This window comes from Stenotrophomonas sp. 2YAF26 (assembly GCF_052114625.1).
In the GTDB taxonomy this organism is placed as follows: domain Bacteria; phylum Pseudomonadota; class Gammaproteobacteria; order Xanthomonadales; family Xanthomonadaceae; genus Stenotrophomonas; species Stenotrophomonas indicatrix.
This window is the reverse complement of sequence record NZ_JBFRFC010000008.1, coordinates 113,629-136,069: the sequence shown is the minus strand read 5'-3', so window position 1 is coordinate 136,069 and position 22,441 is coordinate 113,629. Positions and strand designations below refer to the sequence as shown.

Below are 22,441 nucleotides of genomic sequence, written 5' to 3'. Positions count from 1 at the left end.
GGTGGGGTCCTTCAAGCGGTCGGCAGTGCCGGCCGCCTATTGTCGTCAAAAAACGAACTGTTCGCTCAGGATCCGGTCTTCGAGGTTGTGCTCCGGGTCGAACAGCAGGGTCACCCGGTGCTCGCGCGACTCGCGGATCGTCACTTCGACCACATCGCGGGTCTCGTGCGAATCGGCGGTGACGCTGACCGGACGCTTGTACGGATCGAGCACGCGGAAGCGCACTTCGGTGTCGGCCTTGAGGATGGCGCCGCGCCAGCGCCGCGGACGATACGGGGCCAGCGGCGTCAGGGCGATGGTGTGCGAGCCCAGCGGCAGCACCGGCCCATGCGCGGAGTAGTTGTAGGCGGTGCTTCCGGCCGGGGTGGCCACCAGCACGCCATCGCCGATCAGTTCGCCCACCCGCTCCTGGCCATTGAGGTCGATGCCGATATGCGCCGCCTGCCGGGTCTGGCGCAGCAGCGAGACGTCGTTGTAGGCGAGCGATCCGGTGGTGGTGCCCGATTCGGTCAGCGCCATCATTTCCAGCGGGCGCAGGTGGGCCGGCTCGGCACGGGCGATACGCGCGTGCACGTCGTCGTCGCCGCGGTACTGGTTCATGAGGAAACCCACCGTGCCCAGCTTCATACCGAATACCGGCCTGCCCAAGTGTCCGTGACGATGCAGGGTCTGCAGCATGAAGCCATCGCCGCCCAGCGGGCACAGCACATCGGCCTGGCCCGGGGCGTGGTCGCCATAGCGCGAGACCATCGCTGCGCGTGCCATCTGGCCCAAGAGGTTGCCGGCCAGCGGCCGGAGCTACCCCCAAAACAAGAACGGCCCCGCTTTCGCGGGGCCGTTCCGGTTCACGCATGCCAGGCGTGGCCTGGCACTACATCACTTACGCGCCGTGGGCAGCGAGCTGACCCAGGCGCTGCACCGCGACCGAAACGGTCGGGTAGTCCAGGGTCTTCTGCTCGGCCAGTTCGGCCAGCATCGCCAGGGTGAAGCGCAGGCTGCTGTCGTCACGACCGATCCACGCGGCCACCTTGGCTTCAGCGGTGCTGCCCTTGGTGGCCAGCACCTGACCGGCCAGGCTGCGGTGGTGTGCAGCCAGCTCGTCGCGCAACACGCCACGGGCCACGGCGTGCCAGCGGCCATTGACCTCCAGCGCGTCGATCTGCTCGAACAGCCAGGGCAGCTGCAGGGCATCGCCCAGGCGGAAGTGGATCTTGGACACATCCACCGGCTTCAGCTTGCGGGTACGGGCCAGTTCGATGATGTCGAACGCCGGTTCCAGGAAGTGCAGTTCGGCCAGCTGCTGTGCCAGCGCCGACGGCAGGCCCTTTTCCTTCCACTCGGCCACCAGGGCTTCGTAGGTCGGACGCTGCGAATCCGGCAGCACACCCGAAGCAACACGGATGTCGTTGAACGGACCCTGGTAGCGGTTGACCGCCTCGGTGATGCCCGGCATCGGGCCCGGGCGCGACAGCAGCCAACGCACGAACGAACGCTGCAGCTTCCAGATCACTTCCAGCGCGTCGATCTGTACCGACTCCGGAAGGGTGCCGTCGAGGGCGTCGATCTGCGCCCACAGCGCGCGTGCATCCAGCGTTTCGCGGCTGATGGTGTAGGCCTTGGCGACCTCGGCAATGGAACGGCCGGTGTCTTCCTGCATGCGCATCAGGAAGGTAGCGCCCATGCGGTTGATGGTCTGGTTGGTCACGGCCGTGGCGATGATTTCACGCTTCAGGCGGTGACGCTCCATCGCGTCGGCGTACTTCTTCTGCAGTGGCGTCGGGAAGTAACGCTGCAGTTCCTTGGACAGGTACGGATCTTCCGGGATGTCCGAATCCAGCAGCTGGGCGAACGCCACCAGCTTGGAATAGGACAGCAGCACCGACAGTTCCGGACGGGTCAGGCCCTGGCCGCGTGCCTTGCGCTGGGACAGTTCGGCATCGGACGGCAGGAACTCGATCTGGCGATCCAGCAGGCCCTGCTGTTCCAGGGTACGGATGAAGTGCTGCTTGGAACCCAGGCGCTTGACCGCCATCCGCTCCATCAGGCTCAGAGCCTGGTTCTGGCGGTAGTTGTCGTTGAGCACCAGTGCGGCGACTTCATCGGTCATCGATGCCAGCAGCTTGTTGCGCTGCTCGACGGTCAGCTTCTTGGCCCGCACCACATCGTTGAGCAGGATCTTGATGTTGACTTCATGGTCGGAGGTATCCACACCGGCCGAGTTGTCGATGAAGTCGGTGTTGAGCAGCACGCCAGCCTGGGCGGCTTCGATGCGGCCCAGCTGGGTCATGCCCAGGTTGCCGCCCTCGCCCACCACCTTGCAGCGCAGCTCGCCACCGTTCACGCGCAGGGCGTTGTTGGCGCGGTCGCCGACATCGCTGTGCTGCTCGCTGGCGGCCTTGACATAGGTACCGATGCCGCCGTTCCACAGCAGGTCGACCGGCGCCTTCAGGATGGCGCTCATCAGATCGTTCGGCGACAGCGCCTTGACGCTCTCGTCCAGGCCCAGCACCTCACGCACCTGCGGGGTGATCTCGATCGACTTCAGGCTGCGCGGATACACGCCGCCGCCCTTGCTGATCAGCTTGGCGTCGTAATCCGCCCAGCTCGAACGTGGCACGGTGAACAGACGCTCACGTTCGACGAACGTGGTCGCTGCATCCGGATTCGGGTCCAGGAAGATGTGGCGGTGGTCGAACGCAGCGACCAGGCGGATGTGGCGCGACAGCAGCATGCCGTTGCCGAACACGTCGCCGGACATGTCGCCGACGCCAACCGCGGTGAAGTCCTGGGTCTGGCTGTCACGGCCCAGTGCACGGAAGTGGCGCTTGACCGACTCCCACGCGCCGCGCGCGGTGATGCCCATGCCCTTGTGGTCGTAACCGACCGAACCGCCGGAGGCGAACGCATCACCCATCCAGAAGCCGTGGGCAATGGCCAGGCCGTTGGCGATGTCGGAGAAGGTCGCGGTGCCCTTGTCGGCGGCCACCACCAGGTACGGATCGTCCATGTCATGGCGCACGACATCCACCGGCGGCACGATCTTGTTGTTGACGATGTTGTCGGTGATGTCCAGCAGGCCCTGGATGAACAGCTTGTAGCAGGCCACGCCGTTGGCGAAGATCGCGTCGCGATCGCCGTTCACCGGCGGCATCTTGGCGAAGAAGCCGCCCTTCGCACCGACCGGCACGATGACGGTGTTCTTGACCATCTGCGCCTTGACCAGGCCCAGCACTTCGGTACGGAAGTCTTCGCGGCGATCCGACCAGCGCAGGCCGCCACGGGCGACGGCACCGAAGCGCAGGTGGGTACCTTCCACGCGCGGGCCATACACGAAGATTTCGCGGTACGGGCGCGGCTTGGGCAGGTCCGGCACCAAGGCCGAATCGAACTTGAAGCTGATGACATGGCCGTGCTGGCCGTTGGCATCGGTCTGGTAGTAGCTGGTGCGCAGGGTCGCATCGATCACGCCCATGAAGGAACGCAGGATGCGGTCCTCGTCCAGGCTCGACACGCGGTCCATCAGCTTCAGCAGCGCTTCGCGCGCGGCCTGCATCTGCGCATCGCGGTCACCCTTGCGGGCGTCGACCACGGTCTTGAGCACCTTCAGGGTGGCCTCGTCGCCGGCAGCCAGCACGTCGAGGTGGGCCTTCAGCTGCGCCTGGCCGGTGGCGATGTCTTCCTTGCTTTCATGACCGGTGGCCGGATCGAAGCGGGCTTCGAACAGCTCGACCAGCAGGCGTGCCAGCAGCGGGTAGCGGGTGAAGGTACCTTCGACGTAAGCCTGCGAGAACGGCACGCCGGTCTGCAGCAGGTACTTGCAGTAGCCGCGCAGCATGGCGACCTGGCGCCAGTGCAGGCCGGCAGCCAGCACCAGGCGGTTGAAGCCATCGTTCTCGGCATCGCCGTGCCAGACGCGGGCAAAGGTCTCACCGAAGGCTTCATCGACGCTGGCCGCATCGATCGCACCGGCAGTCGACTCGACCTCGAAGTCCTGCACGTACACCGGCGCGTTGTCCACCGACAGGCGGTACGGGCGCTCGGCAATCACGCGCAGGCCCATGTTTTCCATCATCGGCAGCGCGTCCGACAGCGGGATGTCATCCAGCTGGCGATACAGCTTCAGGCGCAGGCCATCGCCGGATTCGCGCGGCACGGCCTGCAGGCTCAGGCGCAGGTCGTCCGGACCGGTCAGCGCATCGAGCTGGCTGACATCGTTGGCGGCAACGGCGGTGCTGTTGTCTTCGATGTAACCGGCCGGCAGCGCCTTGCCGATACGCGCAGCAATGCGCAGGCCTTCGGCTTCGCCATGGCGGGTGACCAGCGCTTCGCGCAGGTCGTCCTGCCAGTTGCGCAGCACCTGGGCCAGCTTCTGCTCCAGTTCGGCAGTATCGACGTCGAGCATTTCGCCCGGCTTCGGACGCACGATCAGGTGCACCTGGGCCAGCGGCGATTCACCCAGCACCACCGAGCTGTCCACGTACTCGCCGTGCAGCGCTTCCTTGAGCATCGCTTCGATGCGCAGGCGCACGTCGGTGTTGAAACGCTCGCGCGGCAGGTAGACCAGCGCGGAAATGAAACGGCTGTACTTGTCGCGGCGCAGGAACAGGCGGCTGCGCACACGCTCCTGCAGGCCCAGCACGCCCATTGCGGTGCGGAACAGTTCGTCCTCGCTGGACTGGAACAGTTCTTCACGCGGCAGGGTTTCCAGGATGTGGCGCAGGGCCTTGCCGCTATGGCTGGAGCCAGCCAGGCCGGACTGCTTCATCACGTGCTCGTAGCGCTGGCGCACCAGCGGGATTTCCCACGGGCGGCGGTTGTAGGCGCTGGAAGTAAACAGGCCGAGGAAGCGCTGTTCGCCGATGATCCTGCCCTTGGCGTCGAATTCCAGCACGCCGATGTAGTCCATGTAACCGGCACGATGCACGCGCGAACGGGCGTTGGTCTTGGTCAGGATCAGCGCGTCCTTCAGCCCGGACGTGGTGTTCAGGCCCTGCGCGGCCAAGGTCTTGACCGGACGTGCAGCGGACTTGTCCTTGCCGCGCATCAGGCCCAGGCCGGTGTCGTTCAGCGGCGCCAGCACGTCTTCCTTGCCCTGCTTCTCGACGCGGTACTCGCGGTAGCCGAAGAAGGTGAAGTGGTTGTCGGCGGCCCAGCGCAGGAATTCCTGTGCTTCCTTGCGCGAGGCAGCGTCGACAGGCAGCGGGCGGCTGCCGAGGTCGTCGGCCAGCGCCAGCGCCTTGTCCTGCATCGGCTGCCAGTCGCGTACGATGGCGCGCACTTCATCCAGCGCCTTGTTGATGGCCTGCTCGATGTCTGCCATGGCTTCGGCCGGCTGGCGGTCGATCTCCAGCAGCATCACCGATTCCAGCTGGCCCTCGCCGACCTTGGTCAGCTTGCCGGCCTTGTCACGGGTGAAATGCAGCACCGGGTGGCCCAGCACATGCACGCCCACGCCATGCTCGGCCAGCGACATGGTCACGGTGTCGACCAGGAACGGCATGTCGTCGTTGATGATCTGCAGCACGGTGTGCGGCGATTCCCAACCGTTGGCCTTCGCCGTCGGATTGAACACGCGGACATTGGCCTTGCCCGATTTGCGGGCGCGGGCAAATTCCAGCGTTTCGGCGGCAAGCGCGGCCCATTCCTCAGCGCTGTGATGGGGGAACTCGTCGGCCTCCATGCGCTTGTAGAAGCTGGAGGCAAATGCCACTGCCTCGGCCTGGGCGGCCGCGGGGTAACGCTTGCGCAAGGCCGTGTACACCGGCTCCAGGGAGAAACCAGCGGTCACTGCGACCTCCGACTCAACTGGTTTGCTTTTGTTTTTCACGGTCTTGGCTGCGGTTTTTTGCGGTTTCATGGCAGAGCGGCGCGCTTGCTCAGTTGGGAAAATGAAATTGTAGCCCTACCGCACGAAAAGGCCTTGCTGCAGGACGGAATAACCAGATTCGGGTTTGCTGCGGTTTAGACGCCCTATTCAGTTCGCACCGGTATGGGCGTCGCAGTCGCACAGCGTTGCCGACAGGATCGGCAAAACGTGTTACCGGAAGACACATGCGGCAACATCGGCGCGATTCCACAATCCTGAACTGGACGGTATAGTCCACCGCGTGAATCCGGCCTACCTTCCTGTCGCCCTCGACGCGCGTGATGAGCGCGTGTTCGATGCCGTGCGCGAACTGCTTGCCCAACAGGGCATGCAGATGAGCATGGACGCGGTTGCCCAGCACGCCGGGTGTTCAAAGCAGACGCTGTACTCGCGCTACGGCAACAAGCAGGCCCTGCTGCGGCGGGTGATGCAGCGCCACGTCGGTCACGCGACCGGCGCCATGCTGCGTGCACTCCGCGGTGACGACCTGCGTGGCAGCCTGCTCCAGTTCGCCACCGACTTCCTGGAGCACTTCAACCAGCCCCACGTCGGTCAGGCCTGCCGCCTGATCGCCGCCGATGCAGCACAGTTTCCCGAAGAGGCGCGTACGCTGTACCGGCATGGCGCCGGCGCGTTGACGCTTCATCTTGCTGAATGGATTGAAACCGTTTGCAGTCGCGGTCTGCTGCGGCATGACGACCCGCACTTCATGGCCGAACTGCTGCTGAGCATGATCGCCGGTCAGGATTTCGACAAACAGCGCTTCCATACCCCCCATCGTGATGACGCAGCGTTGCGTCGGCGCTGGGCAGAGTTCTCCGTCGATGGCTTCCTGCGCGCGTTCGCGCCGCAGCCCTCGCCGGCCCCGTCTTCAAACCAACCCCGGAGTTCCTCCTGATGACCGCCCCACTCCGCACCCTTGCCTTGACGTGCGCCGTTGCTGTCGCCGTAGCTGCCTGCAAGAAGCCGGAACAGCCGACGCCCCCACCGCCGGAGGTGGGCGTGATCGACGCCAAGCCGCAGACCTTGCCGCTGCAGCGCGAGCTGGTCGGTCGCCTGTCGCCTTTCCGCAGCGCCGATGTGCGCGCCCGCGTGCCCGGCGTGCTGCTCAAGCGCGTCTATCAGGAAGGCAGCGAGGTCAAGCAGGGCCAGACTCTGTTCCTGATCGACCCGGCGCCCCTGCGCGCCTCGCTCAACGCCTCCGAGGCCCAGCTGGCTTCGGCCCGCGCGACCTACGCCAACGCCAAGGTCGCCGCTGACCGTGCCCGTTCGCTGGCGCCGCAGAAGTTCGTGTCCAAGGCCGACCTGGACAACGCCGAGTCGGCCGAGCGCACCGCGCTGGCTGCGGTCAAGCAGGCCGAAGCCACCGTCACGTCCTCGCGCATCAGCCTGGGCTACACCGAAGTCACCGCCCCGATCAGTGGCGTGGCCAACAAGCAGCAGGTCACCGAAGGCGCGCTGGTGGGCCAGGGCGATGTGACCCTGTTGACCACCGTGGACCAGCTCGACCCGCTGTACGTGAACTTCTCGCTGAGCGTGGATGAACTGACCCAGCTGCGTGCGCAGCAGGCCAAGGGCACCTTGGCCCTGTCCGGCGACGGCAAGGCCACGGTCAACGTCAAGCTGGCCGACGGCAGCACCTACAGCGAGCCGGGCACGCTGGACTTCTCCTCGACCACGGTCGACCCGGCCACCGGCGCGGTGTCGCTGCGCGCGGTGCTGCCGAACCCGCAGAAGATCCTGCTGCCGGGCGCCTTCGTCAGCTTCCAGGCCAACCTGGGCGAGCGCAACAACGCCTATCTGGTGCCGCAGCAGGCCCTGCTGCGTGACACCACCGGCGGCTATGTGATGGTGGTGGGCGCAGACGGCAAGGTCGTCCGCAAGAACGTCAAGACCGACGGCGCGCAGAACGGCAACTGGCTGGTCAGCGAGGGCCTGGCTGCCGGTGACAAGGTGGTCGTCGCCGGCGTGCAGAAGGTCAAGGAGGGTACGCCGGCCACGGCCAAGCCGTGGACCCCGGGCCAGGACGCCAACGGCAAGCCTGCCGCCGGCGGTGCTGCTCCGGGTGCGCCTGCCGCAGCTCCGGCCGACGCCAAGGCACCGGCCAAGGCTGACCAGGCCGACAAGGCCGAGCCGGCCGCCACCGAATCGAACAAGCAGTAACGGGACATTCCGTCATGCCTAAATTTTTCATCGAACATCCAGTCTTCGCCTGGGTGGTGGCGATCCTGATCTCGCTCAGCGGCGTGATCGCGATCCTCAACCTCGGCGTGGAGTCCTACCCCAACATCGCCCCGCCGCAGGTGACCGTCTCGGCCACCTACCCGGGCGCAAGTGCGGATACCACGGAGAAATCGGTCACCCAGGTGATCGAGCAGCAGCTGACCGGTATCGATCACCTGCTGTACTTCAGCTCCTCGTCCGCGTCCAACGGCCGCGCCTCGATCACCCTGACCTTCGAGACCGGTACCGATCCGGATATCGCCCAGGTGCAGGTGCAGAACAAGGTCTCGCTGGCCACGCCGCGACTGCCTTCGGAAGTCACCCAGCAGGGCGTGGTGGTGGCCAAGGCCAACGCTGGCTTCCTGATGGTGGTGGCCCTGCAGTCCGATACGCCGACCATCAACCGTGACGCACTGAACGACATCGTCGGTTCGCGCGTGCTCGACCAGGTCTCGCGCATCCCCGGCGTCGGCAGCACCCAGCAGTTCGGTTCCGAGTACGCCATGAACATCTGGCTCAACCCGGAAAAGATGCAGGGCTATGGTCTGTCGGCCAGCCAGGTGCTGGCGGCGGTACGCGCGCAGAACGTGCAGTTCGCCGCCGGCGCGCTGGGCTCCGACCCGTCGCCGGAAGGCCAGCACTTCACCGCCACGGTGTCGGCCGAAGGCCGCTTCAGCTCGCCGCAGGAGTTCGAGAACATCATCCTGCGCGCCAATGCCGATGGCTCGCGCGTACTGCTGAAGGACATCGCCCGCGTTGCCTTCGGTGCCAACAACTACGGCTTTGATACCCAGTACAACGGCAAGCCCACCGGTGCCTTCGCCATCCAGCTGCTGCCGGGCGCCAACGCCCTGAACGTGGCCGAAGCCGTGCGCGGCAAGATGGACGAGCTGCAGCCCAGCTTCCCGGCCGGCGTCACCTGGTTCTCGCCGTATGACAGCACCACCTTCGTCAAGATCTCGATCCAGGAAGTGGTCAAGACCCTGTTCGAAGCGGTGTTGCTGGTGTTCCTGGTGATGCTGATCTTCCTGCAGAACTTCCGCGCCACCCTGATCCCCACGCTGGTGATCCCGGTAGCGCTGCTGGGTACGTTCCTGGGCATGTGGATGATCGGCTTCACGATCAACCAGCTGACCCTGTTCGCGATGGTGCTGGCAATCGGCATCGTGGTCGATGACGCGATCGTGGTGATCGAGAACGTCGAACGCATCATGACCGAGGAAGGCCTCGCGCCGAAGCCCGCCACGCAGAAAGCGATGACCCAGATCACCGGCGCGGTGGTGGCCATCACCGTCGTACTGGCGGCGGTGTTCATCCCCTCGGCCCTGCAGGGCGGTGCGGCCGGTGAGATCTACAAGCAGTTCGCCCTGACCATCGCCATCTCGATGGCGTTCTCGGCGTTCCTGGCACTGGGCTTCACCCCGGCGCTGTGCGCGACGTTCCTCAAGCCGACGCACAACGACAACCCGAACATCATCTACCGCACCTTCAACAAGTACTACGACAAGATCAGCCACACCTATGTGGGCCACATCACCTCCGCGGTGCGCCATGCACCGCGCTGGATGATCCTGTTCGTGGTGCTGACCGCGCTGTGCGGTTTCCTGTTCACCCGCATGCCGGGCAGCTTCCTGCCTGAGGAAGACCAGGGCTATGCACTGGCGATCGTGCAGTTGCCGCCGGGCTCGACCAAGAGCCAGACCAACGAAGCGTTCGCCCAGATGCGCGGCATCCTGGAAAAGCAGGATGGCTATGAAGGCATGCTGCAGGTGGCCGGCTTCAGCTTCGTCGGCTCCGGCGAGAACGTGGGCATGGGCTTCATCCGCCTGAAGCCGTGGGAAGAGCGCAAGTTCACTGCTCCGGAATTCATCCAGAACATGAACGGCGCGTTCTACGGCATCAAGGAAGCGCAGATCTTCGTGGTCAACCTGCCGACCGTGCAGGGCCTCGGCCAGTTCGGTGGCTTCGACATGTGGCTGCAGGACCGTAGTGGTGCCGGTTACGAGCAGCTGACCCAGGCCCGCAACATCCTGCTCGGCCAGGCCGCGCAGAAGCCGGACCACCTGGTGGGCGTGCGCCCGAACGGCCTGGAAAACGCCCCGCAGCTGCAGCTGCACGTGGACCGCGTGCAGGCGCAGTCGATGGGCATGTCGGTGTCGGACGTGTACAGCACCATCCAGCTGATGCTGGCCCCGGTGTACGTCAACGACTTCTTCTACGAAGGCCGCATCAAGCGCGTGACCATGCAGGCTGATGGTCCGTACCGCACCGGCCAGGAATCGCTGAAGAGCTTCTACAGCCCGTCCAGCCTGACCACCAATGCCGATGGCACCAACGCGATGATTCCGTTGAGCACGGTGGTCAAGTCCGAATGGGTCTCGGCACCGCCGTCGCTGAGCCGCTACAACGGCTACTCGGCGATCAACATCGTCGGCTCGCAGGCACCGGGCACCAGCTCGGGTGAAGCGATGCAGACCATGGAAGGCATCGTCAACGACGACCTGCCCGCGGGCTTCGGCTACGACTGGTCCGGCCTGTCCTACCAGGAAATCCTGGCAGGCAACGCCGCGACGCTGCTGCTGGTGCTGTCCATCGTGGTGGTGTTCCTGTGCCTGGCCGCGCTGTATGAAAGCTGGTCGATCCCGGTGGCGGTGCTGCTGGTGGTACCGCTCGGCGTGCTGGGCGCACTCGCCCTGTCGATGATGCGCGGCCTGCCGAACGATCTGTTCTTCAAGATCGGCCTGATCACGGTGATCGGCCTGGCCGCGAAGAACGCGATCCTGATCGTGGAGTTCGCGGTGGAGCAGCGTGCGGCGGGCAAGACCCTGCGCGATGCCACCATCGAAGCGGCGCGCCTGCGATTCCGCCCGATCCTGATGACGTCCTTCGCGTTCATCATGGGCGTCATCCCGATGGCGATCTCCACCGGTGCCGGCGCCAACTCGCGCCACGCCATCGGCACCGGCGTGATCGGCGGCATGCTGTTCGCCACCCTGCTCGGCCTGCTGATGATCCCGGTGTTCTTCGTGGTGGTGCGCCGCATGCTGGGCGACAAGCTGGATGAACCGTCGAAGGAATTCCTCGGCCGCCAGCGTGATGCGGAAAGCGCCCACCGCCCGGATCGTTGATCCGACGGTAAGTTGAAACGAGAAAGGCCCCGGAGCGATCCGGGGCCTTTTTCTTTGCTGCTTTTGAATCCATGCCAACCAAGGTTGGCATCTACCAAAGCAGCGGCATGCCCGGTAGCCGCCAACCTTGGTTGGCGCTCTCCAAGGCGACGTGTCAGCGCAGCAGCGCGATCACGGCGCACACCGCCACGAGAACCAGCGCGGCCCATTGCATGGGCACGAAGAAGAAATGATGGGGTGCGGCCTCACCCTTATGCCGCGGCGCACGGTTAAGCCACAGGCCCAGCAGCACGTTCACTGCCGCACCGATGCCACCACCCAGCAGAACCTGCTGCAGCGGGATGTTGCCCTTGGGGCCGTCGTGCGGGAAAAAGTACGCCAGCAACAGGATGCCTGCGATCGGCGTCACCAGCGTCATGAAGCCCCAGCCGCGGTAGATCATGCGGTATCTCCAGAAAAACGATCCGCATTGGAGCAGCATGAATCCTGACAGGCAAGAGGCGGGCACGCCATCTGGACACAACGCCATCCACGCATGGCGTGGATCTACTGCCGCGCCGCCATTGCAGCGGCGCGGCACGGGAAAATCAACGCAGACCGGTTTCGTTGCGGGCGATCACCAGGCGCTGGATCTCCGAGGTGCCTTCGTAGATCTCGGTGATCTTGGCATCACGGAAGTAGCGCTCCAGCGGCATTTCCTTGGAATAGCCCATGCCGCCATGGATCTGTACGGCCTGGTGGGTGATCCACATTGCCGCTTCCGAAGCGGTCAGCTTGGCGATGGCGGCCTCGTTGCTGAAGCGCTTGCCCTCGCCCTTCACCCATGCAGCACGCAGGGTCAGCAGCAGCGCCGCATCCAGCTTGCACTTCATGTCGGCAATCTTCGCCTGGGTCATCTGGAACGTACCGATGGCCGCACCGAAGGCCTTGCGGTCCTTCACGTACTCCAGGGTCGCCTCATAGGCGGCACGGGCGATGCCGATCGCCTGCGAGGCGATGCCGATACGACCGGCGTCGAGTACGCCCATGGCGATCTTGAAGCCCTCGCCTTCCTGGCCGAGCACGTCTTCGGCCTGCGCCACGTAATCGTTGAACTCGATCTCGCAGGTGGCCGAGGCACGGATGCCCAGCTTCGGTTCGGTCTTGCCGCGGCCGAATCCGGCCTTGTCGGTGTCGATCATGAACGCGGTGATGCCACGCGCGCCCTTGTCCGGCTCGCTCATCGCGAACAGCACGATGTACTTGGCCACCGGGCCGGAAGTGATCCAGCTCTTCTTGCCATTGATGACATAGCTGCCGTCGGCCTGCTTGACCGCACGGCAACGCATCGCAGTCGCGTCCGAGCCCGACTGCGGCTCGGTCAGCGCGAATGCACCGATGGCCTCGCCTTCGGCGATGGCGCGCACGTACTTCTGCTTCTGCGCTTCGCTGCCATGGGTCAGGATGCCGTTGCAGAACAGCGAATTGTTGACCGACATGATGGTCGAATGCGCAGCATCACCGGCGGCGACCTCCACCATCGCCAGCACGTACGCGATCGGGTCCATGCCCGCGCCGCCGTATTCGGTCGGCACTTCGATGCCCATCAGGCCGTTTTCGCCCAGCAGGCGGATGTTGTCCAGCGGGAACTCACCGGTACGGTCATGGTGCTCCGCGCTCGGGGCGATCTTTTCCTGCGCGATCCGGCGCGCAACGTCCTGCAGCATCAACTGCTCTTCGGTAAAGCTGAAATCCACAACACCCTCCCGGGTACATGATGTTATGGGCCGCGCAGCGCGCGCCCAGGTGCCCCGATTGTACCGGGGCCGGGCATCGGCGGCTGACTCGCGGGGAGCCGCGACTTGACCGGAAGAGGGCTGGTCGGCGAATATATCTCTATATCGCGATAGGTAGATATTTATGGATCTGGAAGACTGGTCGACCCGCCTGAAGGTGTTCGCCGATGCTACCCGCGTGCGCCTGTTGGCGCTGCTGGAGCAGGAAGAGCTGACCGTGGCCGAGCTTTCGGCCATCACCCGGCTGGCACAGCCGCGGGTATCGACTCATCTGGCGCGCCTGAAGGAAGCCGGCCTGGTGCGCGACCGCCGTGCGGGCGTGTCGGCCTATTACCGCTTCGACGAAGGTCAGCTGGACCCGGCGCAGCGTGCATTGTGGCATGCCCTGAGCAACGGAAGCGACGACCCGTTGCTGCGCCAGGATGCTGAACGGGTCGCTGCGGTGCTTGCCCACCGCGCTGCCGACCAGAACTGGGCCGACAGCGTGGCCGGTGACATGGAGCGCCACTATTCCCCGGGCCGCACCTGGGAAGCGCTGGCGCGCACCGCGCTACCATTGCTGGAAACCGGCGACGTGCTGGATATCGCCTCCGGCGACGGCGTGCTGGCCGAACTGGTCGCCCCGCATGCACGGCGCTACGTGTGCATCGACACCAGCGCACGCGTGGTGGCTGCCGCCAGCGAACGCCTGCGCCGCCTGCCGAACGTTGAAGTGCGAGAGGGTGACATGCATGCCCTGCCCTTCAAGGACCGCAGCTTCGACCTGGTCGTGCTGATGCACGCGCTCACTTACGCCAGCAAGCCGGCGCAGGCGGTCACCGAGGCCGCGCGCGTGCTGCGCCCGGGCGGTCGCCTGCTGCTGTGCAGCCTGGCCCGTCATGAGCACAAGGCCGCGGTCGATGCCTATGGCCACGTCAACCTCGGCTTCAGCGACAAGGAGCTGAAGAAGTTCGTCGACAAGGCAGGCCTGCAGGTATCCAACCTGGAAACGGTCACCCGCGAAAAGCGCCCGCCGCATTTCGAAGTGATTTCGCTGATCGCCAACAAGCCCTGAGGCCGACATGCCCGCCCTGCCCTGGTTGCACCCGGAACGCGTGGAATCGCTGCTCGCTGCCCTGCGTGATCGCATCCTGATCATCGACGGCGCGATGGGAACGATGATCCAGCGACACGGCCTGCAGGAAGACGATTACCGGGGCGAGCGCTTCGCCGGTGGTTACGACCACGCCCATGGCCCCGGCTGCGACCATGGCGGGACACCCGAAGGCCACGACCTGAAAGGCAACAACGATCTGTTGCTGCTGACCCGACCGGAAGTCATCGCAGGCATCCACACCGCCTACCTGGAAGCGGGCGCGGACCTGGTGGAAACCAACACCTTCAATGCCACCTCGGTCAGCCAGGCCGACTACCACCTCGAACATCTGGTGTACGAGCTGAACAAGGCGGGCGCTGCCGTTGCCCGTGCCTGTTGTGATGCGGTGGCGGCGACCACGCCGGGCAAGCCGCGCTTCGTCATCGGCGTGCTCGGCCCGACCAGCCGCACCGCCTCGATCAGCCCGGACGTCAATGATCCCGGCTTCCGCAACACCAGTTTCGATGAGCTGCGCGGTACCTACCGCGAAGCCATTGACGGGCTGATCGATGGCGGCGCCGACACGATCATGGTCGAGACCATCTTCGATACGCTCAACGCCAAGGCCGCACTGTATGCCATCGAGGAAGCCTTCGATGCACGTGGCGCGCGGCTGCCGATCATGATTTCCGGCACCATCACCGATGCCTCCGGGCGCACCCTGTCCGGGCAGACCGCCGAAGCGTTCCAGGCGTCGCTGGCGCATGCACGGCCGTTGTCGATCGGCCTGAACTGCGCGCTCGGCGCCGATGCCATGCGTCCGCACGTGGAAACCCTGTCGCAGGTGTCGGACTGCTACGTCAGTGCCCATCCCAACGCCGGCCTGCCCAACGCCTTCGGCGAGTACGACGAAACGCCCGAGGAGATGGCCGCCACCCTGCGTGGCTTTGCCGAAGATGGCCTGCTCAACCTGGTCGGCGGCTGCTGTGGCTCCACCCCGGACCACATCCGCGCGATCGCGCTGGCGGTGGCCGGGCTGCCRCCGCGCGCCCTGCCTGCCGCCCAGGTGCAGGCGGCATGAACACCTCCGCCCCCTCCCGCACGCCCCCCTGTTGCCGCTGAGTTGCCGCCGATCATGACGCCTGTCCGCCCTACCCGCCTGTCCGGCCTGGAACCGCTGGTCATCACCCCGGACCTGCTGTTCGTCAATGTCGGCGAACGCACCAACGTCACCGGCAGCGCGCAGTTCCGCAAGCTGATCAAGGAAGGCCGTTACGAGGAAGCGGTGGATGTGGCCCGGCAGCAGGTAGCCAGCGGCGCACAGATCCTCGACGTCAACATGGACGAGGGCCTGATCGATTCGGAAGCGGCGATGACCCGCTACCTCAACCTGATCATGTCCGAGCCGGACATCGCGCGCATTCCGGTGATGGTCGACTCCTCCAAATGGAGTGTGATCGAGGCTGGCCTGAAGTGCCTGCAGGGCAAGAGCGTGGTCAATTCGATCTCGCTGAAGGAAGGCGAGGACGTGTTCCGCGAGCATGCGCGCAAGGTACTGCGCTACGGCGCGGCCGCAGTGGTGATGGCCTTCGATGAGAGCGGGCAGGCCGACACCTGCGCGCGCAAGGTTGAAATCTGCACCCGCGCCTATCGCCTGCTGGTCGATGAAATCGGCTTTCCGCCGCAGGACATCATCTTCGACCCGAACATCTTCGCCGTCGCCACCGGCATTGAAGAGCATGACAACTACGCGGTCGACTTCATCGAAGCCACCCGCATCATCAAGCAGACGCTGCCGCACTGCCATGTGTCCGGTGGCGTATCGAACGTTTCGTTCTCGTTCCGTGGCAACGAAACGGTACGCCAGGCCATCCACTCGGTGTTCCTGTACCACGCCATCGCCGCGGGCATGGACATGGGCATCGTCAATGCCGGCACCATGCCGATCTACGACGAACTGGAGCCGGACCTGCGCGAGCGGGTGGAGGACGTGATCCTCAACCGCCGCCGCGACGCTACCGAGCGCCTGCTTGAAATCGCCGAGCGCTACAAGGGCAGCAAGGGTGCGGCGAAGACCGAAGACCTGGCCTGGCGCGAGAAGCCGGTGGATGCACGGTTGGCGCATGCGCTGGTGCATGGCCTGGATGCCTGGGTCGAAGCCGATACCGAAGAAGCCCGGCAACGTTCCAGCCTCCCGCTGGACGTCATTGAAGGCCCGCTGATGGCCGGCATGAACGTGGTCGGCGACCTGTTCGGTGCCGGCAAGATGTTCCTTCCGCAGGTGGTGAAATCGGCACGGGTGATGAAGAAGGCAGTGGCCTACCTGCTGCCCTACATCGAAGCCGAAAAGGCCCGCAGCGGCGACACCGCCAAGAGCAACGGCAAGATCATCATGGCCACGGTGAAGGGCGATGTGCACGACATCGGCAAGAACATCGTCGGCGTGGTCCTGGCCTGCAACAACTTCGAGGTGATCGATCTGGGCGTGATGGTTCCGGCGCAGAAGATCCTCGATGCCGCCCGCGAGCACCACGCCGACATCATCGGCCTGTCCGGCCTGATCACACCGTCGCTGGAAGAAATGAGCCATGTCGCCCGTGAAATGCAGCGGCAGGGCTTCGATCTGCCGCTGATGATCGGCGGCGCGACCACCTCGCGTGCGCACACCGCGTTGAAGATCGACCCGCACTACAAAGCCCCGACGGTCTGGGTGAAGGACGCCTCGCGCGCCGTGGGTGTGGCGCAGTCGCTGATCTCGCGCGAGCTGCGGGATGCGTTCGTCGCCGCCAACGAGGCGGACTACGCCGAGATCCGCACCCGCCACCGCAACCGCGGTGACGCCAAGCGCCTGGTCTCGCTGGAACATGCACGTGGCCAGAAGTTCCAGTGCGACTGGCAGGCGTACACGCCACCCGCACCGAAGCAGCCGGGCCTGCATGTATTCGATGACTACCCGCTGGCCGAGCTGGTGCCCTACATCGACTGGACGCCGTTCTTCCAGGCGTGGGAGCTGGCCGGCAAATATCCGGCCATCCTCACCGATGAGATCGTCGGCACCCAGGCCAGCGAGCTGTACCAGGACGCGCGCGCGATGCTCCACCGCATCGTCAACGAGAAGTGGCTGCAGGCCAAGGCCGTGTTCGGCCTGTGGCCTGCCAACAGCATCGGCGACGACGTACGCGTGCAGCATCCCGATGGCGAGACCACCCTGCACTTCCTGCGGCAACAGGTGGACAAGCCTGCTGAACGCCCGGATTTCTGCCTTGCCGATTTCATTGCCCCGGCCGATAGCGGCAAGCAGGACTGGATCGGCGCCTTCGCAGTCACCGCCGGCATCGGTATCGACGCGCACGTGGCCCGTTTCGAGGCCGACCACGACGACTACAACGCGATTCTGCTGAAGGCGCTCGCCGACCGCTTTGCCGAAGCCCTGGCCGAACGCCTGCACCAGCGCGTACGCACCGGGTTCTGGGGGTACGACCACACCGAAACGCTCGACAACGAAGCGCTCATCGACGAAAAGTACCGTGGCATCCGTCCCGCGCCCGGTTACCCCGCCTGTCCCGAGCACAGCGAAAAACGCCGGTTGTTCGACCTGCTGGACGCCGAAACCAACGCCGGCATGCAGCTCACCGAAAGCTTCGCGATGCTGCCGACCGCGGCGGTATCGGGCTACTACTTCAGCCACCCGCAGAGCCAGTATTTCGTGGTCGGCCGCCTCGGTCGTGAGCAGGTCACCGACTACGCACGCCGCAAGGGCGTGGACCGCGCCCAGGCCGAACGCTGGCTGGCGTCTAACCTGGACTACGATCCGGAATGATCGCCGCGCCTGGCAAGGATCAGGCGCCAGCGTCCACGACGAACCGATAGGCACCACAGGAAGCGGGCCAACCCGGACACTGCGACCCGTAACTGATCACGCGCCCCCGATCAGGGGGCGACCGCCGGTGCCGGCGACGACGCCTGCAGACGCTGCAGCTGATTCTGGAAATCAGGCAGCAGCAGACGGTTGCTGTATCCGCTGAGATGGTCGCCATCGAAGAACAGCGGCTTGCCGTCGCGGGTGGGAAGGCACTGCTCGCCCGGGCACAGCAACGGCATCGGATCCCATATGGATGCACCCGGCAGACCTGCGGCGACCTGCTGCAGGCCGGCCAGCACCGGCTCGCGCAACTGCTCGATCTCGCTGCGCGCAACCGTCATGCCGTTGGCACAGATCGGGTTGTGCCGGTTGAACACATCCGAGCAGCGGTACGGCGGTGCCGGCAGCACCGGCTTGGGTGCTTCCAGCACGATGCGCACGCCGCGTTCTGCCAGCGGTGTGAGCTGCTCGATCCAGTGCCCGATCTCGGCTTTGCGACCCGCGCTGGCCGTCTCGCTCAGATGCTCGGCACGCACCTGGGCAACGTCGAACAGCGCGTACGACTCAGACAGGCGTGGCAGGCGCAGCCCTGCCAGCAACACCACATCACCCGGCTGCGCGCGTGCCTGGATATCTTCCAGCACGTTACGCGTATAGGCCTCGCAGGACGGATTGGGGCCCTGCCAGGCTCGTAACCCGACCAGCGCGCAGCCGCCACTGCTGTACAGGTGGATTGGTGCCCCATCGAGCACGGCAAGGCGCTGCAGCATCTCGTGGTAGGCCAGTGCATGCGAATCGCCGGCCACGAACAACTGGCGGGTGGATGCAGTGCGTCCGGGGCACTCGCCGCGCTCGTAAAGGCGTGCCTGTCCGCCCAGTACCGGCACGTTGCTGACCCGCACGCGGCAGTCCGGGATTTCCTTCTTCAGCCCCTTGGCATACGGGTACCAGTCCAGCGAAGCACGGCTGACCACGCTGAGCGAGGTGTACCGCTGGGTCTTGGTCAGCGCCGACTGCAGGCCGGCACCGAGCACCAGTACGCCCAGCCCGACCACCACCCAGCGCGCGTTGCTGACGCGCCAGCGCGCACCATGCCGCAGGGGCTGTTCCACCCAGCGCCAGGACAGCCAGGACAACACTGCCACGCACAGTAGCGCGGCGCCGCCGGTGGCCACCGTCTCCAGGCCCACCGTCCAGCGGAACAGAACGAAGACCGGCCAGTGCCACAGGTACAGCGAGTAGGACAGCCGGCCAATCGTCACCATCGGTGTGGTCGCCAGCGTGCGCCCGATCCAGCCCCCGGGTGAGCGCTGCAGCAGGCCCAGCAATCCCAGCGTGCCCAATACCGGCCACAGCCCATCAATCCACGGCGAATGGCCCGGGCGCGCAGACCAGAGCCCATAGCCCAGTGCCACCACGCTCAGCAGCAGCAGAGGCGAGCGCCAACTGATACCCCGTGGCGGCACCGGCGGCGGCGTGAACCGGCCGCTCAGCGACAACAGCTGGAACAGCAGCACGCCAGCGCCAAGCTGCCAGAACCGCGTGGTGGTCAGGTAGAACGCATCGATCTCATGACCGCCCTGCCCCGCGCGGAACGCCGCATACCCCAGCGATGCCACAGTTGCTGCGCCAAACAGCCCCACCGACAGCCAGCCGCCGCGCCGGCCTTTGGCCCAAGCAAGGAACAGCAGCGGGAACAGCAGGTAGAACTGCTCTTCGACACCCAGCGACCAGGTATGCGTGTAGGGATTGAACTCGGTTCGCGGCGAGAAATAGTCGTTGCCGGTGCTGGCCAACACCCAGTTGCTCAACCCGAAGAACGCCATGCGGCCAGTCTTGTCGCTGGTCTCGCTGAGCCAGGATTCGGGAATCAGCAACGCGCTGAACATCGCCGTCACCAGCAGGCACACCACCAGCGCCGGGGCGATGCGACGCATGCGGCGTGCATAGAAGCGCGCCAACCCTGCCCATCCTCCGATCGCCGGCAGACGATCCACCGAGGCACTGACCACGAAGCCGGAGATGACGAAGAACACGTCCACGCCGGTAAAGCCACCCGGCAACCAGCTCGCCTTGAGGTGGTAGAGGATGACCGCCAGCACCGCGATCGCACGCAGGCCATCGATATGCGGGAAATATCCGGGACTGCGTTCCTGCATGGCCCTGCTCCTGACATGCAACGGGCGCCCTTCGGCGCCCAGTGCGTTCAACAATGGTCGCGTCGACTTACCAGACCAGGTCGTCGGGCACCTGGTACTGCGGGTCGGCGTAGGGATCTTCCTCGGCCGGTGCATTCGGGTCGACCTTCAACGCCACCGAAGCGGCGAACACCGCTTCAGACTGGGCCAGGACTTCAGCCGTCACCAGCAGGTAGCGACCGTTGAGCTGGACCACGCCCAGTTCACCGGCATTGAGTGCCTTGAGCTGCTCGGCGGTGACGTAGATGCGCTTGATCTTCCCGCCATAAGGGAAGTGGCGCGCGATATCGGCCGCTTCGGCATTCAGGCTCTTGTCCTTCAGCAGTTCTTCCAGCTTCACCTTGGCCTCGCGGCGCTGGCGGGCTTCTTCCTGCTTCAGGCGCTCAGTCTCGATGCGCTCTTCCTTTTCGCGCTGCGCACGGATCGCGTAGGCCTTGGCCAGATCCATTTCCTCAGCGGTACGCGGCTTGCGCGGACCCTGCCCGTGGCCCTGGCCACGCTGCTGGCCGGGCTTGCCCGGAGCGCCGTTGCCATGCGCACGCCGCTCGCCAGGCTTGTGTTCGCCCCTGCCAGCCTGCTGCGGCTTTCCATTGCCAGCACCACCCTTGCCCTGCGGGCGGCCATCACGGCGGGGGGCATCATTCTTGCGCTCGGGCTTGGGCGCGGGCTTGAAGCCCAGGCCCATCAGCTGGTCGCGGAGGGTATCGCTCATAGGATATGGATCAGTAGTGCGGCGGCGGCGGTTCGCTCGCCGGATCAGAAGAATTCAATGCATTGCGGACCTTGCCCAGGTCTTCCAGCAGCACGCGCAGGATGCCGGCATTGCGGCTGCCTTCCATACGCGCGTCTGCAAGTGCATCGCTCAGTTCGGCCAGCGCGTGTTCCTGGAAGGACACGCGCATCTCCAGCTCGACCAGGCGCGCTTCCAGCGCCTGCTCGCGTTCGGTCGGTACTTCAGACATGCAGCGAACGCCCCCGGCCAATGCCGTAATACGCAAGGCCAGCGGCCTCGACTTCGGCCGGCTCGTACAGATTGCGGCCATCGAACACCACCGCATCCTTCAGCCGCTCGCGCAGCATCTGGAAATCGGGGCTGCGGAACTGCTTCCACTCGGTCACTACGACCAACGCATCGGCACCCTGCAGCGCGTCGTCGGCGCTGTCACAGAACACCAGATCGTCGCGATCGCCGAAGATCCGCTGCGATTCATGCATCGCCTCCGGATCGTACGCGCGCACTGTCGCACCCCCTTCCCACAACTGGGCCAGCAGGCGACGGCTGGAGGCCTCGCGCATGTCGTCGGTATTGGGCTTGAACGCCAGGCCCCACACGGCAAACGTCCTGCCGCGCACGCCTTCGTCTTCACCCTTGTCGTAGTGGCGCTGGATCAGGGCAAACAGGTGCCCCTTCTGCGATTCATTGACCGCCTCCACCGCGTTCAGCAGCTTCGGCTCCAGGCCGGCCTGCTGCGCGGTGCGCGCCAGTGCCTGCACGTCCTTGGGGAAGCACGAACCGCCGTAACCGGCACCGGGATAGATGAAGTGCCAGCCAATACGCGGATCCGAACCGATGCCCTGGCGGACCTGCTCGACGTCGGCGCCCACGCGCTCGGCGATGTTGGCGATTTCATTCATGAACGAAATCTTGGTTGCCAGCATTGCATTGGCGGCGTACTTGGTCAGCTCGGCCGAACGCACATCCATCTCCACCACGCGGTCGTGGTTGCGATTGAACGGTGCGTACAGGCGACGCATCACGGCGACCGACTCGGCGCTGGTCGCACCGATGATGATGCGGTCAGGCCGCATGCAGTCGGCAACGGCGTCACCTTCCTTCAGGAATTCAGGGTTGGACACCACATCGAAGGCGATATCCGCTCCACGCGCTGCCAGCTCCTCGGCAATGGCCGCACGCACCTTGTCGGCGGTGCCTACCGGCACCGTCGACTTGTTGACCACCACGGTCGGCACCGAAATGTACCGACCGATGGTGCGGGCCACGGCCAGCACGTACTGCAGATCGGCGCTGCCATCCTCGTCCGGCGGCGTGCCCACGGCGATGAACACCACCTGGCCGTGGCCGATGGCGGTCGCCGCGTCGGTGGTGAACACCAACCGCGACGCGGCGTGGTTGGCCTTCACCATCGGCTCCAGGCCGGGCTCGTAGATCGGGATGATGCCCCGGTTGAGGCCATCCACCTTGGCCTGGTCGATATCGACGCAGACCACCTGGTGGCCAACATCGGCCAGGCAGGTGCCGGTCACCAGACCTACATAACCAGTACCAAAAATCGCAACGCGCATATCCGTGCTG

14 protein-coding genes are annotated in these 22,441 nt (G+C 65.3%); 6 read left to right on the top strand and 8 right to left on the bottom strand.

The features are described 5' to 3' along the window. Positions 1-45: 45 nt before the first annotated feature. Positions 46-765 (bottom strand): NAD kinase, encoded by a 720-nt coding sequence (locus AB4Y98_RS10665; protein WP_442244321.1) that lies wholly within the window; start codon positions 763-765, stop codon positions 46-48. A 115-nt stretch (positions 766-880) separates the two neighbouring features. Next, positions 881-5,857 (bottom strand): NAD-glutamate dehydrogenase, encoded by a 4,977-nt coding sequence (locus tag AB4Y98_RS10660; RefSeq protein ID WP_442244320.1) that lies wholly within the window; start codon positions 5,855-5,857, stop codon positions 881-883. A 250-nt stretch (positions 5,858-6,107) separates the two neighbouring features. Here AB4Y98_RS10660 and AB4Y98_RS10655 point away from each other — a divergent pair, with 250 nt between their 5' ends. Genes AB4Y98_RS10655 through AB4Y98_RS10645 form a run of 3 tightly spaced genes read left to right on the top strand, consistent with a single transcriptional unit; the run spans position 6,108 to position 11,217 of the window. Further along, positions 6,108-6,764: a TetR/AcrR family transcriptional regulator gene (locus AB4Y98_RS10655; protein ID WP_025876846.1), complete on the top strand. Its 657-nt coding sequence runs from the start codon at positions 6,108-6,110 to the stop codon at positions 6,762-6,764. After that, on the top strand, positions 6,764-8,029 hold the full coding sequence (locus AB4Y98_RS10650; RefSeq protein ID WP_033831510.1) for an efflux RND transporter periplasmic adaptor subunit: 1,266 nt from the start codon (positions 6,764-6,766) through the stop codon (positions 8,027-8,029). The genes AB4Y98_RS10655 and AB4Y98_RS10650 overlap by 1 nt, the downstream gene beginning before the upstream one ends. 14 nt (positions 8,030-8,043) lie before the next feature. After that, entirely contained in the window at positions 8,044-11,217 is a 3,174-nt protein-coding gene (locus AB4Y98_RS10645; protein WP_312110053.1) for a multidrug efflux RND transporter permease subunit, read from the top strand. Between the two features lie 154 nt (positions 11,218-11,371). On the opposite strand, the gene AB4Y98_RS10640 is transcribed toward AB4Y98_RS10645, so the two are convergent. Then, the gene (locus AB4Y98_RS10640; RefSeq protein ID WP_223495653.1) at positions 11,372-11,659 is read right to left on the bottom strand and encodes a hypothetical protein; all 288 of its coding nucleotides are present in this window, start codon (positions 11,657-11,659) and stop codon (positions 11,372-11,374) included. A 145-nt stretch (positions 11,660-11,804) separates the two neighbouring features. Further along, positions 11,805-12,953, bottom strand: coding sequence for an acyl-CoA dehydrogenase family protein (locus AB4Y98_RS10635; protein ID WP_394196555.1), 1,149 nt, complete (start codon positions 12,951-12,953; stop codon positions 11,805-11,807). 163 nt (positions 12,954-13,116) lie between these two features. Here AB4Y98_RS10635 and AB4Y98_RS10630 point away from each other — a divergent pair, with 163 nt between their 5' ends. The 3 genes from AB4Y98_RS10630 to metH are packed head-to-tail and all read left to right on the top strand — an operon-like array spanning position 13,117 to position 17,887. Next, a complete protein-coding gene (locus AB4Y98_RS10630; protein WP_312110045.1) occupies positions 13,117-14,046 on the top strand; it encodes an ArsR/SmtB family transcription factor in 930 nt (309 codons plus the stop codon). Positions 14,047-14,053: 7 nt separating this feature from the next. Further along, positions 14,054-15,148, top strand: coding sequence for a homocysteine S-methyltransferase family protein (locus AB4Y98_RS10625; protein ID WP_428705068.1), 1,095 nt, complete (start codon positions 14,054-14,056; stop codon positions 15,146-15,148). 54 nt (positions 15,149-15,202) lie between these two features. Beyond that, complete coding sequence (gene metH / locus AB4Y98_RS10620; RefSeq protein WP_442244319.1) at positions 15,203-17,887, top strand: methionine synthase; 2,685 nt, start codon at positions 15,203-15,205, stop codon at positions 17,885-17,887. A gap of 110 nt (positions 17,888-17,997) precedes the next feature. On the opposite strand, the gene AB4Y98_RS10615 is transcribed toward metH, so the two are convergent. The 4 genes from AB4Y98_RS10615 to AB4Y98_RS10600 all read right to left on the bottom strand — a co-directional run bounded on the left by AB4Y98_RS10615 (position 17,998) and on the right by AB4Y98_RS10600 (position 22,431). Beyond that, on the bottom strand, positions 17,998-20,088 hold the full coding sequence (locus tag AB4Y98_RS10615) for an acyltransferase family protein (protein WP_442244318.1): 2,091 nt from the start codon (positions 20,086-20,088) through the stop codon (positions 17,998-18,000). Between the two features lie 67 nt (positions 20,089-20,155). After that, positions 20,156-20,839 (bottom strand): DUF2058 domain-containing protein, encoded by a 684-nt coding sequence (locus AB4Y98_RS10610; protein WP_223495660.1) that lies wholly within the window; start codon positions 20,837-20,839, stop codon positions 20,156-20,158. Between the two features lie 10 nt (positions 20,840-20,849). Continuing rightward, a complete protein-coding gene (locus AB4Y98_RS10605) occupies positions 20,850-21,089 on the bottom strand; it encodes a SlyX family protein (protein ID WP_025876828.1) in 240 nt (79 codons plus the stop codon). Then, positions 21,082-22,431 (bottom strand): UDP-glucose dehydrogenase family protein, encoded by a 1,350-nt coding sequence (locus AB4Y98_RS10600; protein ID WP_140227377.1) that lies wholly within the window; start codon positions 22,429-22,431, stop codon positions 21,082-21,084. The genes AB4Y98_RS10605 and AB4Y98_RS10600 overlap by 8 nt, the downstream gene beginning before the upstream one ends. Between the last annotated feature and the right edge of the window lie 10 nt (positions 22,432-22,441).